Annotated in this window: 19 protein-coding genes; 1 reads left to right on the top strand and 18 read right to left on the bottom strand. The window is 57.7% G+C overall.

Annotated features, from left to right (window positions below):
- From AC07TV_RS18865 to AC07TV_RS18905, 9 genes are all read right to left on the bottom strand, one after another.
- Complete coding sequence (locus tag AC07TV_RS18865; protein WP_494649910.1) at window positions 1–1,128, bottom strand: PRTRC system protein F; 1,128 nt, start codon at window positions 1,126–1,128, stop codon at window positions 1–3.
- A 116-nt stretch (window positions 1,129–1,244) separates the two neighbouring features.
- A complete protein-coding gene (locus AC07TV_RS18870; RefSeq protein ID WP_494649911.1) occupies window positions 1,245–1,607 on the bottom strand; it encodes a PRTRC system protein C in 363 nt (120 codons plus the stop codon).
- A 15-nt stretch (window positions 1,608–1,622) separates the two neighbouring features.
- Complete coding sequence (locus AC07TV_RS18875; RefSeq protein WP_494649912.1) at window positions 1,623–2,063, bottom strand: PRTRC system protein E; 441 nt, start codon at window positions 2,061–2,063, stop codon at window positions 1,623–1,625.
- A 323-nt stretch (window positions 2,064–2,386) separates the two neighbouring features.
- On the bottom strand, window positions 2,387–2,638 hold the full coding sequence (locus AC07TV_RS18880; protein ID WP_494649913.1) for a hypothetical protein: 252 nt from the start codon (window positions 2,636–2,638) through the stop codon (window positions 2,387–2,389).
- Between the two features lie 86 nt (window positions 2,639–2,724).
- Window positions 2,725–3,294: a hypothetical protein gene (locus AC07TV_RS18885; RefSeq protein WP_494649914.1), complete on the bottom strand. Its 570-nt coding sequence runs from the start codon at window positions 3,292–3,294 to the stop codon at window positions 2,725–2,727.
- Window positions 3,295–3,314: 20 nt separating this feature from the next.
- Window positions 3,315–5,618 carry an AcrVA2 family anti-CRISPR protein gene (locus AC07TV_RS18890; RefSeq protein ID WP_494649915.1) on the bottom strand — a complete coding sequence of 768 codons (2,304 nt, stop codon included), beginning with the start codon at window positions 5,616–5,618 and terminating at the stop codon, window positions 3,315–3,317.
- A 28-nt stretch (window positions 5,619–5,646) separates the two neighbouring features.
- Window positions 5,647–5,886, bottom strand: coding sequence for a hypothetical protein (locus AC07TV_RS18895; RefSeq protein WP_494649916.1), 240 nt, complete (start codon window positions 5,884–5,886; stop codon window positions 5,647–5,649).
- 177 nt (window positions 5,887–6,063) lie between these two features.
- Window positions 6,064–6,918 (bottom strand): hypothetical protein, encoded by an 855-nt coding sequence (locus tag AC07TV_RS18900; RefSeq protein WP_494649917.1) that lies wholly within the window; start codon window positions 6,916–6,918, stop codon window positions 6,064–6,066.
- A gap of 93 nt (window positions 6,919–7,011) precedes the next feature.
- Window positions 7,012–7,755 (bottom strand): hypothetical protein, encoded by a 744-nt coding sequence (locus AC07TV_RS18905; protein ID WP_494649918.1) that lies wholly within the window; start codon window positions 7,753–7,755, stop codon window positions 7,012–7,014.
- 524 nt (window positions 7,756–8,279) lie between these two features.
- On the opposite strand from AC07TV_RS18905, the gene AC07TV_RS18910 reads away from it, so the two are divergent.
- Window positions 8,280–9,365 carry a hypothetical protein gene (locus tag AC07TV_RS18910; RefSeq protein ID WP_494649919.1) on the top strand — a complete coding sequence of 362 codons (1,086 nt, stop codon included), beginning with the start codon at window positions 8,280–8,282 and terminating at the stop codon, window positions 9,363–9,365.
- Here the strand turns inward: AC07TV_RS18910 and AC07TV_RS18915 are convergent.
- The 9 genes from AC07TV_RS18915 to AC07TV_RS18955 all read right to left on the bottom strand — a co-directional run bounded on the left by AC07TV_RS18915 (window position 9,362) and on the right by AC07TV_RS18955 (window position 16,938).
- Entirely contained in the window at window positions 9,362–10,273 is a 912-nt protein-coding gene (locus AC07TV_RS18915; RefSeq protein WP_494649920.1) for a recombination-associated protein RdgC, read from the bottom strand. The genes AC07TV_RS18910 and AC07TV_RS18915 overlap by 4 nt on opposite strands.
- Window positions 10,274–10,409: 136 nt before the next feature.
- Window positions 10,410–10,802, bottom strand: a complete 393-nt coding sequence (locus tag AC07TV_RS18920) for a hypothetical protein (protein ID WP_494649921.1) — start codon at window positions 10,800–10,802, stop codon at window positions 10,410–10,412.
- Between the two features lie 263 nt (window positions 10,803–11,065).
- Window positions 11,066–11,443, bottom strand: coding sequence for an ASCH domain-containing protein (locus AC07TV_RS18925; protein ID WP_494649922.1), 378 nt, complete (start codon window positions 11,441–11,443; stop codon window positions 11,066–11,068).
- On the bottom strand, window positions 11,440–12,600 hold the full coding sequence (locus tag AC07TV_RS18930; protein ID WP_494649923.1) for a hypothetical protein: 1,161 nt from the start codon (window positions 12,598–12,600) through the stop codon (window positions 11,440–11,442). The genes AC07TV_RS18925 and AC07TV_RS18930 overlap by 4 nt, the downstream gene beginning before the upstream one ends.
- A gap of 51 nt (window positions 12,601–12,651) precedes the next feature.
- Window positions 12,652–14,373: a DEAD/DEAH box helicase gene (locus tag AC07TV_RS18935; protein ID WP_494649924.1), complete on the bottom strand. Its 1,722-nt coding sequence runs from the start codon at window positions 14,371–14,373 to the stop codon at window positions 12,652–12,654.
- Window positions 14,370–14,726 carry a hypothetical protein gene (locus AC07TV_RS18940; protein WP_494649925.1) on the bottom strand — a complete coding sequence of 119 codons (357 nt, stop codon included), beginning with the start codon at window positions 14,724–14,726 and terminating at the stop codon, window positions 14,370–14,372. Before AC07TV_RS18940 ends, AC07TV_RS18935 begins: the two co-directional genes overlap by 4 nt.
- Window positions 14,723–15,772 (bottom strand): DUF4326 domain-containing protein, encoded by a 1,050-nt coding sequence (locus AC07TV_RS18945; RefSeq protein WP_494649926.1) that lies wholly within the window; start codon window positions 15,770–15,772, stop codon window positions 14,723–14,725. The genes AC07TV_RS18940 and AC07TV_RS18945 overlap by 4 nt, the downstream gene beginning before the upstream one ends.
- A gap of 1 nt (window position 15,773) precedes the next feature.
- Complete coding sequence (locus AC07TV_RS18950; protein WP_494649927.1) at window positions 15,774–16,355, bottom strand: hypothetical protein; 582 nt, start codon at window positions 16,353–16,355, stop codon at window positions 15,774–15,776.
- Between the two features lie 121 nt (window positions 16,356–16,476).
- On the bottom strand, window positions 16,477–16,938 hold the full coding sequence (locus AC07TV_RS18955) for a DNA methyltransferase (RefSeq protein WP_494649928.1): 462 nt from the start codon (window positions 16,936–16,938) through the stop codon (window positions 16,477–16,479).
- Window positions 16,939–16,991: the final 53 nt, after the last annotated feature.

Genomic DNA, 16,991 nt, shown 5'->3' on the forward strand with positions numbered 1-16,991 from the left:
CTATGATTCAGGGTCGGAAATCAGAGGCAGCAAGGCGTCCAGTTGCTTCAGGACGGCAAAGCCAGCTTCCATCTCCGTTTTCCATTTTTGAAATCCGCTTTCATCAAGCGGCACGCAGTCGGCGCCCAACAACTCGGTGAAGCAGTCGCTGCACTGATTTGCTTCTTCCATGAAGTCGTCGACTAGTTGAATCAGCCGGTCGTCGCCATTCCAGCGGACATACGCCAGGTGATAGACGTTATCCAGCTGAACCGGGCTTTCGCCGTAGACGTAGGGAAGTCGATAGCTGTTCGGATCGGCCTGGCTCAAGGCCAGTACGATGCCTGCGATCGACCGTACGTCTTCTGTTGCAGCTTCCTGCGCAACACGTTGCAACTGTGTTGCATCGAGTAGCCATTGCGGCTCTCTGCCTGGTTTGAGTAGCCAATCGGGGAAGCATTTCTCGAATGAATCCGGCCCAAAGGAATCTTCTTCCTCCTCGCCGTCATCTTCTTCGCCACTACCTTCGCGGTAGGACTCCATTTCGGACTCATAGTCCTCCTGGTTGTCCGTCCCGTACCACCACACCCGTTCGGCAATGTAGCGACCGACATGCGGGGTGAAGATCGGGAGCAACCGCGAGGCTGCCATGTCGAACCAATGCACCGCCGTCTTTCCCAGACCCGGGTGGATCTGTTCCAGTTCGGTAATGCGTCTTTCGAGCTGCACCCAGGGTGCCTCGTAGCCCCCGATGATTCCGAGGTACCACTTGGCTTCCCAGCTGTCTTGCTCGTAACCCATGCGGGCGCCGGGGCCGAAGCCATCGTCGCTCGGGTACGGCATTACCTGGACGGCGAAGTTGGCGAGTTGCCGATTGCCATCGACTTGCTTGTCCATCCAACGGGCTACCGCTGTCTGGATCAGTTCGCGCGGGCTGCCTTGATCGGTTTCCTCGATATAACCAGCATCCATCCACAACAGCGCGATCTTTGCCCAGCGTGTTCCGTACTGGTCTTGTTCAATCGTGCCTGGGATGCCTTTTGCCAGCGAGGGGATCGCTAGCAGATTAGGGGCATGATGCCCGAAGGGGGATACAGCTTTTCCCCGCTGTTTTTGGCCTGAACCACGGCCTGAAGAGCGTTTAAGCATTCTTTTTTCTCCGAATCAGTTACCCCCATCCCTTGCGGGACAGGGGTAGAACCGACCGGGAGAACACCCTTTGCCTGCGCCTTGAGGCGTTCGCGTAGTGTTCCCACGATCGCCTCTCAGTAGGCAAAAAGGTATTTGTCGATCAACTCGCCAAACTTGTCGATCTTCGGTTTCAGCGCCTTTGCGAGGCGCTTCAACATCGGATCCTGAAAGCCGGCCGGCACCACCTTGATGTAGGTGAGACCGTCGGTTTCCTGCGGACAGACTTCCAGGGTTGCCCCCTTCGTTCCGACCGCACGTTTGAACGTATAGACCAACTTGTCACCCTTCCGCTCCGGACCCTCGATCGCCGCGGAGGTGATTTCGGGATAGGCAGCGGAGTAGATGTCGCGGACCTGCTCGGGGGTTTGTTGAGCACCCGGATCCGGCAAGGTCAGGCCGTTGTAGTGGAACTCGCGCGTCAGCGTTTCGACTTTCATGGTTTCCTCCCCCGATTAAGCGAAGAGGTTGCCAGGATCGGCTGCGGGTGCGGCGGGAGCCACATCCGATGCCGGCGGAGTTTCCTCACCTTCGTCGTCCTCCCCGTCAGGGTTGGAATTCGTCGGTGCGGCTTTGTCCTTCACCGTGCTGGCCGTGGCTGACTTGGTGATGGCTTTGACAGCCTTGCCGGCCGATTCCTGCTTGGCGGCTGCAAGTACTGCGGCTGTGGCTTCCATCTGTTCGGTCAAGCTCTTGCGAGCAGTGACGTACTGGGAAACGCACTCGGCGAACTGAGCATCCAGTTCGGCGGCCGTAGCAGTGAGGGCCAGAGGCTGAGCCAACGCGCCCTCGCCTTTCGGTACCACCAACACCGTAATGGTGTTGTCGGGATTGCCGGTCAGGTTGAGTGCAAGGGTGCCGCCTGCGAGCAGGCTTTGAAGAGACTGGAACATCATGGTGGATCTCCGTATCTTGCGGAGACACCATGCCCCTTATGGGGATGGATGTCCCCACAGGGTTGATGGAATGCTGGCTTAGGCTCAATGCCCGGTGCTGCCAGCTACCGTTTCACGCTTGCGCGTAGAAAATACGGAAAACCCTCTCCGGAGTTGTTCTCTGGACAGGATTCTTGCGGCTGAATTGCATTGGGAGGTGTTCGGCTGATGCCGGTGCAGGTTGAACTGCAGTGTATGGCTGGCTTGGTTGCGGTAACGCCAGCTACCGATGCGCTATCGTAGCCCGAAGAGCCTTGCTTGAGCAAGGCCCTGCAGACGTGGGATTACTTCTTTATTACGTGGTCCCCGGACCACTTGCCAAGCAATTTAGACAGCCACCAGCCGGCCAGGATGACCAAGGGTTGGCAAGCGATGAAGATGAGAGCGTGCGTTCCGGTCCCCGCGGCCTGTTGCTGGAATTCTTTGGTTTTCTCCGGATTGTCGAGCATCCACAGCAGCGCCAGCGTGCCGACGGCGATGATGCCGACGTTGGCAACCATCGGCCAGAAGTCGCGGGGCCGCAGGCCGGCGGTCAAGACTGCCGCCCCCGCTCCAACGAGAAGAATGAGAGTTGAAGAGTCCATGTTGTTCCTATCCAGTGCGGGCTATCGTGTGATGGAAGCTATTTTGCTGCGGCTGCAGACTTGGCTTCCAGGTGCAGAATCATCGTTTTGTGGCGGTCAATGATCTTGGCGCGCTCTGCTTCGAACTTTTTCCACGCTTCGGCAACTGGGATGTCAGCCGGTCGACCATTCATTTGCCCGGCCAGGGTGTAAGCGAGGCTTCCGAGCGCTTCCCTGAACTGAAAATCGAGGTCGCGCTGATTGTCGATGATCTCGGGCTTGAGTGTGTAGCTCTGGACTGCTCCGATTAACGCTACCTTGTCGGGAATTGTCGATAGCGCCGTAAAGGTGCCGGCCATCGCCGCGGTGATCTGCTTCTCTCGAAGCTGTTTATCCTGCTGCTTTTTCTGTGCCAATTTCTGAGCACTCGTGTAGCGAGCCGATAGGGTATCCAGCAAGGTTGCAGCCTTGGACAATTCAAGAGTCTCAGCCTGCGAGAGCCCCGTGGAAGCGGCCGCTGCTATCTCCGAGCGTATGCCGCCGGCGACACGTTTCAACTGCGTTGCGCGACGCTTGTGTTCGTCGGCACTACGGAATAGAGAATCTGCAAGTTCGGATGCGGTTTTCACGATGATCCTTGGTCCCTCATTCAACCGACAATGTAGGTCTTTTTACTGGGGTCATTGCCAGAATCACGGTTGACAATGGTTGGACGACGCCACTGATTGCGTCGCAGGGAGTGGTTTGGTCCCCAGGCCTGCCAGACGTAGCTTCCTCGCCTCACATGGGAATTCTTGCTGACAGCGGTAGAAGCGAGACCCGAGTCATCGTCAATGTCAGATTCCGGGCCAATGGAGATGTAATCGTAGAGCTTTCCAGCACGATCCATAGCTTTCTGCCGCTCTTTCCCTTGCTTCTCACGGGCCGCGGCCATGGCAGCGGTACGATCGTTCACTTCACGTCGGCGCTGGTCGTGCAAGGTCGTGTACAGGAGAACTTTGACCATGGTGCGCAGAAATTCTTTGAGCAGGTCAGCGACCGCTTGCGTTCGAGGATCCACGCCATGCTCACGTACCGTTTCATCGATGGCACTGAAGCTCATGCCCAAGTTTTTGCCGTCGCCTGGAGAGCAGGTAATCAACAGTGCCTCACTGGTCAGATCGAATGTTTGCTCGGCGTCTTCAGCGATCGGCACGATGGTATAACGGCGTTCCTCGGGAAATTCCTCGTCAGCTGCGTCAATCTCTTCTGATACGTAGAAGCCGTCGATATGCAGCGGCGAGTCACTATTTGCTGGATCAATTGAGATTGGCTTTTCGAAGTGGAAGTAGCAATCCGGGAAGGGAATTCGTAGCGCTTCGGTCGGGTAGTCATCAGACAGGTCCGTTTCCGCAAGGGCGTTCATCAAGCGTTCCCGGACCATAAACATGGCTCCGCCAGCCGCGGTGAAATGGGTTGCACAGTACATCTGTTGGCAAGGCAGGAGCTGGCGCCCATGGCCCTGTTTGAGCATTTCAACGAGCGGGTAGCCGAATTCCTCCTGCAAGGCTACTGCAGCGGCTTCCCGTGACAGTCCTGGGCGTGCTACGACCTCCTTGAAATGCTTCAGGAAACCAGGGGTGTAATGCTCCCGGAGCACGTTGTCGATTCCGCCCCTGGCTTGGCGTACTGGGTCTGGTAGCACTTTCAACTGTGCCACGAAGGTCGGGTTGTCGGCATTGAGGATTCTGGCATCCCAGCCGATGGCCCATTCTCCGGTTTGAAGAATCGTGGTTGCCTTGGGACCAACTTTTAGAAGCGATGGATCTTGCCACTGCCCATCAGCACTACGAACGAAAGGCATGCCAAGGGCGTTGCAGCGATATTGTTCCAAGGTCGCCAGGGGAAGCTTAATGCACTCGACGCCGGCTTTTGCCGTAAAGGCATCGATTTCCTGCTCAGCCAGATGTTTCGGGAAGCCTGCTGGCAAAAGGAGCCGGCTGGCGGCCAACATCGCACCACTTTCGCCGACGAACTGCATCTCCAGTAGTTGCGCAGCAGTAGGGAAGCGAATGATATCCATGCCGGTCACGACTCTCGACAGCTGATCAGGCTCGGTTACCTCCGTGCTCTGGGTGCCGATTGAGGCATGCAAGGTTTCAAGGGTTTTGTGAATGGCAATACGCTGTGTGCATGCGATTCCATCGGAAAGTTTGCGTACCTCCAATAGATCGACATGCAAGTTTGGCTCGTTGCGATTGACTTCAGCCACTGAGGTCATAATCACGTCGAGGACTTGCTGACCATACTCAGTCAGTATGAGCGGCCCATCGACGGCTTCTCGTGCGGACATCTGGGGGACGGCCATTGCGAAAGCGTAAAAGAAGGCCTGACGAGTATGCCACTCGGGGTCGACCGCATCCTGATGGGCCAATACCGTGGTTGCTCCAGCCTGTGCCCACCATGTGAAATATTCATTGTCAGCGTCGCTGCGCTCCGGGTTGGTCAGCATGAAATTTAGGCTAACCAGGTCTGCTGGTGTAGTGGACCGATTTGGTACAGCCAGAACCAGTCCGGGCAATTTGGCGCCGTTGGGATCCCGCAGCATATCCATCTGTGCATCGATACGAGAAAGTAAGACTCTCAGGGCATCGAGGCTGTCGAACTTGCCTTCACCGCTCATGGTAAAAGGCACGGTAACTATCAGGTGGGCACAACCGCTCAGCGCTTCCCGGCGCTGGGGCGTCAGTCCGAACCGCAACAGATTCATTGCTGCCCGCATGGCGTCACCCATCATTTCGCGTAAATCTTCATCTTGGCACGCACAGATGGCTTCAGTCAGAGCCTGAAAGCTGTTGTTCCGAAGTTCGAGAAGCGCTTTCTCCACTGCGTTCAACATGACGGAACGAACGTTTTGGCGATTCACCTTGGACAGGATGGCAAGGGCGTCTTTTGACAATGGGCGTTTATGCATTTCCGTTTTTCTTTGCAATCGTTATCGCTTACACCAGTTCGAAGATTTCGCTGTTCGGACTGCCAGTGATGTTGAGCACTTTTCGAGCGTCCGTCATGCTCACAAACTCAGTGCTGAAGAGCGTTGATTCAGTGTTGTAAGGCACCAGCCTGGATAAGCGCAGGATTTCGCCGGCGACGAAATCAACCCCGCCATTTGTAGAGATGGGCTTGAGAAGCCGCACCAAGCCTCCGTGCAAAAGCCAGTTGCCAACCGTGTTCATATCCATTGTGCCGGCCTATTTCAATCGTTAAGTTGGTTCATTGTGCCATGTTGAGTTTTGAATTCCAGCGGCCGAATACCGTCCGAATTGATGCAAGGGAAATAGGCGAACCAGTTGGTGGACGTAAAAAAGCCCGGCCTCCGAAAGGAGAACCGGGCGGTTGAACATATGGAATGTCCAGTTTCAGATAATTTCAGCCCACGAAGGCAAATCGTCAGTAGCGACCAGGCCATAGCCACTACCGTAGGGATCAGCAATTGCCTCGACATTGGCGTTCTTCACGCTGTCTTCGACATCTGCCATCTGGTCCGGAGTTGCGTTCCGCCAGCTGCCCCCTCCTGATGCCGAGAGCTGCATGGCAATGATGGACTGCTGTTTGCGGTCGAAGACGAAGCGCACGACAAATTCACCGAAGCCAGCGAAGATGTGGGCCCAGCCGTTCGGCGCACCAGCGATCAGGTACTGCCGCATGTCAGCGACACGCTTCAGTGCTGTATCGATTTCCTCATCGGTCATCGATCCATCGTCCGATGCGTAGGGCTCGATTTCACGGTTGCAGGCCGGACAGCGGTCGTTACACGCGCTGCTCCAGGTATCCTGCCACTGCTCTCCGCAAGTGCAGAGGTAGTGGTTTTCGAACTCGCTGGGGCCATCCAGATCAGGTTCCGTTCTGGGAGTAGTTAGCGGTTGCGCCATAGCTTGAATATCCGCGACGAGTTGCTTCGCATCGCGCAACAGCTTGCTTTCCTGCAGCACAGAATGGCCGTCCAAGGCGGTCGGCTGAATGAACTGCCGCCAAATTGCTGAGGACGGAAGTTCATCGACGATTTTCAGTACAGCAGATTCGTCCGGATACAGTTCGATGAAGCTGCCATCCAGGATCGCGTTCTGCAGGTACATCACGTCGGCCAGTGTTCGCGTGCCGTGCAGATCGGCAATGCCGGTCAGCGTTTCGACGTTCTCCATCAATTCCTTGAAGAAGAGCATGGCCTGGCCGGCTCCTGCGTTCGGCTTTTGAGTTTGAATCTGTTCAGTCATTTGATGTTTCTCCTGAGACTGGCGGATCCATCGCCCAGCGGGCGAGGAACCCACCGGGTGGTTGATTGAAATATTGCTTGTGCGGGCTAGACGTCAGTTCGCGAGTTCGAAGGTCAGCATCTCGAGGTTCCCGTCACGGCTTCCGGTGTTGCTTGCCGGCGACTTGGGTGGAGTCTCGATCCGCTCCTCGATGCAGCCAGCGCCAACGGTAATCTCCCACATCTTGGAGGTTCCCCGCTTGCTCAGGTGCATCGTTACCTGCCCGCTTTCCGGATAAATCTTGGTGACTGTCGCCTTGGAAAACGGCTTGGTCTCGCCCGGGTGGCGGTAATTTCGAAAGACCTGGCCAACGCAGTAGCGATGGCGCTCCAGTGCATTGCGGTTATGGTCGCGACGTCGAGATTCTTCCACGGCCTTTCGGCAGCAGTACACCTCGTACCCGATCATTCGCGAAAGCACCTTCTCGCCGGTCGGCTGTTCATCATAGGAATCATGCGAACCGCCAACTGAAAGTCGCCCATCACCTGCCGATACCATTGTCGAGTAACGGCGCTTGCCGTCGTCGTACAATTTCTCGATCAGAATGTAATGGCCCCGCGGACTAGATTTCATCCGCATTTCCGCTTCCGTTTTCCAGGCGCGTTGCTCGGCCAGGAAGTTTTCACCGCCGTACCATTTGAACGATACGGTTTCGACGAGTACTGGTTTGCAGTCGTAGCCGCCCATGTGCTTGACGACGAAATCGGCAAAAGCGTCCTGATAGAACACTCCCGCATCGATTGCCGCTTCACACGCGCGGACCATTTCCTTGGAATAGGACGAGAGATTGTTGTCCATGTTGAGGCTCCTAAGTAAACACGGAGCCTCCCAAAGCGGGAAAGCCCCGCAAGGGTTGAGAATTGCTGACTTTGGTTCAATACCCGGTGCTGCCAGCTACCGTTTCACGCTTACGCGTAGAAAATTCTCTCCGGAGCTTTCTGCTCTGGACAGGATTATCACGTACTCAATGCATGGAATATGGATCGGCCCATGGGCCGGCGCAGATGATTCTGCGGTGAATTGCTGGCTTGGTGTGCGGTAACGCCAGCTACCGTTTCCGGATCATACTCAGAAATCGACGCGGTAGGAAGCCGACCGGCGCCCGCCGGCCGGCCCCCTCACCTTTCACTTCTTGGCCGGAGGATTGTTTCCGCGCCCACCGCCGGACGGATTTCCTGTGCGGCTCGGCCAAAGCGGATTGTTGGAGTTTGCGTAGGTGCGATTATTCATGATGACAGCCTTTCATGCGTTAGGTTGAAGTTGGGCGTCCTGTTGGACGTGCGCTATGCTCTCACCGCCCTTACGGCTGCCGGTACCGCAACATGGAAAAGCTTCCGTCTGCCATGAACGCATCGAGACGTTTTGGAGACATGACCCTACGAGAACTGCTTCTGCCTCCGTTTCCGGTGGTCGAGGTCTTACGCCCGTTGGGCTCCTATGGTCGGTTACTCGATCTGCAGCCGATGCGCCCCACTGCACCGGATCCCGAATTTCTTGTGCGGCTGCTCACTGGGCACGCGAGTCACCAGGCCTGCATTCGGACGGAAGCAGGGCCTCAGTACAAGAATCTGGAAAACTTGATCCGGGGACGACACAAAGTCAGTCCAACAACCAAGCGACTGCTGGCCGACACACTCGGTATGTCGCTGGATGACGTTGAGCAGCTGGACGGTAGCGCCCCGGACGGGCCTTTGATGCCCGGAATCCTGGCAGTCTTCCAGATATTCGAGGGGCTGCCCCAGCGGATTACGTCCGGCATCCTTGATCGAAATGTTCCCTGCCCTTGCTGTGGCAAGAACCTGCTGGACGACGTAGATGCCTGGTGGTCAAAACATGCCGTAGGCGTGGGACGTGCCGAGTATCATTTCGTCGAACGACTGTTGAATGCCATTGTCGGCGCCGGGCTGATAGATCGTTTCATTGGAATGCTGCAGCAGCGCGCCGAACTTTCCCTGGACCGGCTAGGTAGCTTGTCGGAGCCGTCGAGACACCCGATAGGCAATTGGCTTGCCGAGGCTCAAACAGCGTTGTCCTGCGATTCTCTGGCCACCCTTGCCGTTGCAATGCAACTGCGCGGGTCCGGAAGTGCCATGTTCTCGCACGGCAGGCTGAAGAAGTGGTCTGCTGGCCAGGATGTGATGCCCTTGGATGCCGGAGAGGCTATTGCTGAAGCCTGTGGCCAAGCCGAGGGCGGTATGCGGCGACTGATAGCCGCTCGCACGCTTGCGTTGGCTACGGATTTTGTGGAGGCCTCGATGCCCGATGATTCGGCCATCGGTCGCCGGGAAGCGCAAGCGATCATTCATGCTCGCCTTGGGCGGCTGGGAGGCAACCTGCAGATTGCGTTTGCTGCCATCCAAGGCCACACAATCCGCCCTGCTCCCAGCGCCCAATTGGAGAGTTCCTAGCCCGCTTCCACGACTTCGCCACCGAGCGCACTAATAACCGCCGGGAGCATGCGCTGCAGCTCGCCGGTCATCAAGGCAAAATCGGCATCGAATTGTTCGTCCGCATGTTCGGCTGCTTTCTCAGCTGCTTCTTTGAGAATGTCGAGGAAGGTGAGGCGCTTGATCTCGAATTTCTCGGTCATCACGAACGAGATCCGGTCATCCCAAGTCAGTGCCAGCTTGGTCGGCAGTTTACCGGCGGCCAAATGGGCCTTGATTTCGCCGCTTACCTCATCGCCGAGCGGGTGTCGGACGTAGCGGACAGCCGCTTTTTCCTCGCCGGCAGACTTGAGATCGCAGTCTCGGTCGATGGTGAAGCCGGCCGGTGCGTCGCCACCGGCCAACCAGTCCGCCATTGCCGATTGTGGAGATATCTGCGTGTGCAATGGCTTGAGGGGGAATTCGTCGAGGCAGTGGCGCAGGTGCTCGATGGCATCTTCGGCCTTGGCCGGGCCGCTTGCATCGACAACAAACCACCCGTTGACCGGATCGATCCAGACGAAGGTCGTTTGCTTCTTGGTGAAAGCGCGGGGCATCAGTTCTTCCGTGACGCGCTCGCGCAGTTCTTTGAGCTGCTTGCGGCCCGGCGCGTAGCCCTGCTGGGCTTCCATCGCCTCGGCGCGTTCCTTGACTTCCTCATTGACCACCGACGACGGCAGCAGGCGCTGCTCGGTGCTCAGTGCGAGCATCCACTGGCCGCCCAGGGAATAGACCAGGGCGCCATCGCGGCGTGGCGACACCCAGCCACGGCTCATGGGCTGGTTACTGGGGCATTTGACGAAAGGGCCGCGAGCCAGCTGCTCTTCCAGCTTGGCAAGGTCAATGCCCCACGGCGCTGGCAAACGGTAAATCTGCAAATTCTTGAACATCGGTTATTTCCTCAAGGTGGGATGTTCGAACGGTATCGCTCTCTGCCTATCGCCGGCTATGAGCTAAAACCAATCAATCACCAGTGAAAACGGGCGGTTTCCCGCCCGAATCCTGTGGTGCCATTGATGCCTTCGGCTATTTCTCGGACTTGAGGGCAGCGCCGTAATGGATCTCGATGAAATCGCGCAGCGCCGGTACCAGGCGGGCAACATCGTCCGCATTGGGGGTTTCGAAGTCGATGATGGGCCCGACGATGGAATGGAGGTGGCGGTAGGCGTGTGCAGCCGTTTCGTCGATCGTTTCCTGCCGGAACAGTTGAACGCCGGTAGTCTGGTCCACCTGATTCGTGGGCTGGTAGCGGAATGCACCACGCTCGAGGGCACCGAGCGCGTGGATGATTGCATCCTGCGCGTTCGTGACCCGTTCCGGGCTCAGGTTCGGATCCGTCGGCGGACCGTCGCCGAGCAGTTTGCTGGCTTCCTGGAGGAAGGCGTTCGCGGTGGAAAACGGGGTGAGCTTCTTCGTCATCGTGATCTCCTTTATGAAATGACGATAACTAAGCTACAGATCGATTTTCCCGTTTCTAGGGGGCAAAAACGCATCGAATTGTGTACAGTTTTCCCAATTTCATACTCGGAAATTGGGGCGTACCATTGGAATTCAACAGCATTGGTAAAGATTCGGCTTCTTATTTCGTAATGCAATATTCCATGCAGTTGATGGCATTTTCCGTGGCCACCTGAGTTGAATTCCGACCGCCGATAGCCCCGGCGGTTGGGCGAGTGATAGCCTCATTCCCCCGGGGTGTCGAAAAAACCTAGCTTTCCCTTGAGAGGTCGAAATGGGAGCGGCTCGCTGTCTCTGAGCAGGAAACCGAAATCGTCGAAATACCAGGCATCCACGTTTTCCGGGAGGTCGCTCCCTGGGGGAACGCAATCGACCAACGTGCTCTTTCCGACAATGCCGCCCCGTTCAAATTGGCTGGTTTGAGGCATCGGGATATTCGGGAAGGTCTCGCGAACCCAGCAGTAGCCCTCCTGATCGAAGGTAAGCCCCGCATGAACCAAGAATGGGCCGCGGATCTGCGTTCCCCAAGACCTGTTCTCGATCAGCTTGTACCCGTGGACGATGAGCCAGGCCCACGGCTGGCGGATTGACAGCGTTCTCATCGTGCTTTCTCCAGCACCCACGTGTCGTACGAGAGTTCAACCCAGTCCCAGCCATCAGGCCTTGCCTCGAATTCCGCTACATCCTGCTTCAACGTGTTTTGCTGCTGGTCAAACGCTAATTGGTCGAGACCCCAAAACAGGCCGTCTTTTGCCGCCGCCTTCACCTTGGATTTCCTAACCTCCAAGCGCTGCTTCGGATGCACCCCGTTTGCAACGGTGCGGCCAATCACCGGGCGAAAGCACAGGTAATGGGTATCGAAGACCGAAGATGCGGGTTGTAAGGCTTGCAGACGGTTGGCGCCGGCAATAACAGCCTCGGCATGCCGGCGTTGGCTTTGGGAGACATGGCGACCGATCCGGAGCCGATAGGCCGGCCACTTACCGAATTCGACCATCAATTCCGGTCCGCTTGCGTATGCGCTGGCCACCCGCTGGAACAGGTCCGGTGTCCAGTCATAGACACGGTGGTTGCCTCGAGGCTTGGCCGGCATTCCCAGGCGATCAAGTTCGTCCTGCAATTTGCCCAGTTCTGTTGCAGCAGCGTTCGATGAAACGATCTTCCACGAGCATTGATCGATGACTATTTCATCGGATGCACCCGGCCGGCCGTCGGCGGCTAACTGGCTACGAATGCTCACCGGAAACGGACCCGGCTCTTCGATGACTTCGTACCACGGATAGGAATATGAGGTCGGCGGCGGATAGGGCAAAGCCGGCTTGCCGCTGAGCAACCGGGCGAATAGGGCGGATTTTCCGTGTCCGGCGCCGCCCCCCATCATGCTTGACCAGGAACGCAATATTTCGCGGACATCAGGTGTACGCCCCGGATGGCGGGCACGTTCGTCATCAACCAGGAACTGCTTTTGGTACTCACTCATGCTGGCAAGCTGCCGATCGATGTTTTCTTCCTGGACTCGGCGGTATTCCCGCATGGCCCAGTCCCACAGTCCCCGTTGATCGACTGACAGCTCGTGAGGATTAAAAAAGTTCGGCATTATTTTCCCTTCCAGTTGGGATGCTGGTGATTTCACGGTTACCCTTCTTCCAGCGTGCGAGATGATCTTCACAACATGAACAGACCCCTCTCCCGGCGGCGTAATCGACTGCCAGCCAATGGCATGAGCATCCGTTGCGTCCGTCGTAACAAGCGCGGTCATCGGTACATCCACAGCCGATGCAGGTTGCACGGCTCTTGATTGCCGTCGGCGTCACAGCGCGATTTCCGGAAGCGGGCCATGCTCGATGGCGACGCCATTGCGGCGAAGGTACTCTTCGGCGAGCCGCTTCATGTTTCCGACATCGCCCTCGAGGCGCTCGATCAGTTCGGCGTCCGGGTCCCGCACGCCTTCGATCTGACCGCGCTTCACGCCCAGGACGTCGGAAATGATCGGGTCGGCACCATCCTCGGCGATCAGGTAATAGGCCATTACCGGTTCGGCCTGTCCGTCGCGATAGACACGGCCCACACATTGCTCGTGTACACCGGGGCTCCAGTCCAGTTCCCCAAACACCACCGTTCGACATACCTTCTGCAGGCCATCCAGACCGGCACCAGCACGCAGCGAGATGATCAGCAGCCGGCAATCCCCCTCCGTGAAGGCTGCCTTTGCCTCATCCTTCTGTTTCGGCGACTCTGAACCGGTGTAGAGCCGCGGGTTGAACTCGGCCAGCTGCTCAAGCCAGATCGAATAGACTTCACGGTGCCAGCCGTAGAGGACAACGCGCTGCTCGCTCTGCAAAAGCAACCTGACGAACTCGGCTACATAGGGGGCTTTGGCAATTCCGGTCGCCTGGCGCATAAGGACGTTGAATTCCTCGCTGGCCATGAACTTCTCGCCTCGATGGTTCTGCTGGGCAGCAAGGATGATCTTGGCCAGTTCCACGGCAGAACCCTTGATGCGTTCCAGGGCATGCTGGTCCGCCTCGACGACCTGTGGAATCTTGGTCACCGGTGGCAATTCCCGGCCGACGTCGGCACGGGTCCGGCGAATCATGATGCCCTCGCGCCTCAGGTGCTCGCCGAAGGCCTTGGGATCCTTGATCTTCTGGTAGTCCTGCCCACACCACTCGCGCAGGAACTCATCGGCGGTACCGAGCGCCCCGGGCAGCAACAGATCGATCACGTTGAAAAACTCGGAGCCGTAGTTGTAGATCGGCGTGGCACTGAGGCCGATACGCAACCGCGCGCGCTTGGCGATATAGCGGGCGGCGGCGTACTTCGCAGATTCATCCCGGCGCAGTTCCTGTACTTCGTCGAAGACCACATACCGAATCAACCCGCCCAGAACCTCGGCCCAGCCGTTCAGTTTGTGATAGTTGCAGATGATCACGTCCGGAAGGCGCGGTTCATCGAACAAGGAAGCCTGCTTGCGACTTTTTTTCGGCACCAGATCGTACGGTCGACCGGACTTCAGAACATGGATGTCGAGTTCCGGAGCAAAGCGTTTCAATTCGGCCGCCCACTGACTCGGCAGATGGGTCAGGGTCACGACCAGCGCCGGCAGATGGTCGGAATGCGCCATTGGGCAGATGCCGGTGACCGTCTTCCCGAGGCCTACATCATCGGCGATCAGCAACCCCTGTTTGATCCTGGCCAGTGAGGCGGCTGTGGCTTGGTACGCGCGCGGTGGAAGTGCCAATGTGAAGTCATCCGGCGGTCGGCGATGTTCAAGCAGTTCCTCAATTTGATTTTGCTGGTCGACGTGATCGGCAGCCCCTTGTTGCAGGCGCTGCCGGTTGTCGACAGTCATCGGATAGCGCTCGAGGAACCAGAGCAGATCACGGCAGTTCTCGTCATTGTCGGAGAGAACTATTTGCTCTGTTACACGGCGGTCGACCTCAGGGAATACTCGCTTGAGCTTTGCCCTGACGTGAGGCTCGCAGTCGATCCGCCAACAGCCGTCGCTGTAGGTGACAGAGCCGAAGTTCACAGAAGGCTCCCCAGGAGGCGAACTGCCCTGACCGGTTTGTCGCACAGCATCGACGGAACCCCGGCCAACCACCGCGGGCTACCTACCACGACAATACCGGCGATTTCCGGGTGCGCGGCGTAACGTGAGGCCTGTCGCAGCAGTTGGGCCAGCGACCCCTTGATCTTTACTTCCACGGCGAGATTGCCGTCGACCAGGAAGTCCGGACGGTCCGGGGCGCTGATTGCCCGCTCCCTCTGGAAAGGGATTTCCTCGGCAGTTAGCATCGCTTCAATGCCATCCTGCAGATCCTTCTCAGAGACGAAGCGAAATCGGTATGCGGTGAGGCGTGCGGCCAGGTGTTCGATGTTCATGCCACGATCCCGGCCTTAACTGCTTCAAGGCAGCGGCGGGCCTTTTCAAGGTCGAACCAGTCGCACTCGGTTTCATCCAGCGTACGCAGCTTGCCCTCCATGTCGATCCAGAAATCGCAATCACCGGCCGCCGCCGAAATGAGGTCCAGTTGTTCCCCGAGATTGTCCGGCCCGAGTCCGCCGGCGTAACCGCAGGCAACGCCCGGCATTGGCACCTTCCAGCCGCCAGGCAGTTGTCCCCTGCCCCCCGATTCATCGAACAGGACCGCGTGATTGCTTGCCTGCCACATGAGCGTGGCCAGCGAGGCATTAGCCGCATTGTGCTGGGTGATGATCGTGAGATTCGGGAATCGCTTGAGAAATTTGGTGAGGTCGGTTTGCGTTACCCGGCCGTCCAGAAGGTTGAAATTGAGTTGGACGCGTCCCCCGCGTGCGGCGACGAGTTCAACCAGTTCTTCGATTACCTGTTCGCCGTTGCGCAGCAGGTCCGGGACGCCCTGGCCGCAGACATGCAGTGCCACTCGCACGTCGGGTGGCAGATGCAGGAAGGCGTTCTGCAACATGGCAACCGAGGGATAGCGACCGGGCATACCCTGACGCTTCGGGGAATACAGGAAGCCCCATTCTACGAATGGAAATTCGGTAGAGAGGCTCTTGATGCCGGCAAGGTCGGTTTGCGTATCGACGCCGGTCAGCGTGCAGTGGGTCAGTTTCATTTTGGGAACACTTTCGTTAGCCAGTTGAAGGAGGACTGCGGCATGGCAGGCATCCTCGTAAGGGTCATCATGGGGGCACCAGCAGGCCAGGTTCTTGCCGGCGAGTTCAGCGCGCGCTTCGGCTACAAGCTTCTCGTTCAGCGGCGCTAGCGATCGATACAGCACAAAGGCATGGCGTTTGTCGGCCACGATCTGGCCTTTCGTCGGACCGAAGGGAGCCGGCTTTCCTGGAACAAAGGGGTTTCCCCACTTCGTGGTTCGGTCGACTTTCACCGTGTTGGCAGGCATCTTCCAGCCCTTGCTCCGTTTCAGTTGAATCCGTTGGGGCATCTCAGACTCCGCTCGGCACGGGGCGTTTGGCCCACTGTTGGGCGGCGATCTTCGGTTGCTTGCCACCTTCGAAGCCGGTTTCCCAGGTGCGAACGGAACGCCAGTATTTGCCGTCCCAATAGCCTTCATGGGTATCGGCTTCCTGCTCTTCCTCCAATACGCCAAAGACGAGGACTGAATCGCCGTTCGCCGGCTTCTGCCCGGTCATCGCATTAGTCCAGATGATGGCGGCGCCCGCCTGCATGGCATTCGACTCGGCGTTGGCGACCTTGACGCGAAGCGCACGTAGTTCCGGCAGCACGTCCATTTCGAGGGCATAGGCGATCTGGCGCTCAAGCCCGGCGGTGAAGGCGAGCGATGCGGGTCGCACCTTCGGTTCCCGGAGCCACTCCAGCAGACGTTGGAAAACGCCCGGCGTCAGCATTTCGCGGGCAAGCGCATCGCGTTCGGCAATGGCAGTATCGCGCTGCTTGGCCATCGTGCCGACGGCCTCGGCCATCGACGCACTCCCCGCTGAGAAAAGGAAGCGGGTAATGTCGGCCGTCGTATGACTAATCTCTGATTGAGTGGGCTTCTTCGACATGATTGCAAGTCCTGTTCGGCCGCCGTTCGGCCAGTTTTGACAGGGTTAGCTTCTCATACGGCATAGGCGTTTCAAGCCGGCAAAATCGGCATTCAGGGTGGTCGAAATGGCTTTGCGAGGCCTATGCAGCAAGGTGCTGGATGAAGCCAGGCTGCTCCCGGAAGCGGAAGGCGCTACCGATCACGTATTCCGCCATGCACTCAGTTGAAAGCCAGCGACGGCCCAGCAGTTCGGCAGCCTTGGCAGTCGTGAATGAACCGCCGAAGGGATCGGCTACTACTTCCCCGGGTTCCGTCAGGAACTCGATCAGGAACTTCGCCAAGGAGAGAGGCATCGGGGCGCCATGCGCTTTCAGGCCTTGAGCCCTCGCAGCCTGCTTGTAGGCGCGCTGGTCGGCACAGTTATGCCCGAAGGTCAGTACATTCCGGGGAATGCGACCAGCGGTCTGATTGCCGAAGCTGCCAACCTTCAGCGAATACGCTCCATCGGAATAACGTACTTCCCGTTGCTCGCCGCCCCTGGCTATCAGTTCCAGATGGCGTTGAGTGTGGGCCTCGCAGCTATATTGTATAAAACCCATCATAATTTATGAGTACGTGAGTAAAACCAATCCATACTGGACTGTTAACTATCATG

Source organism: Azonexus sp. GW821-FHT04F04, from assembly GCF_059420025.1.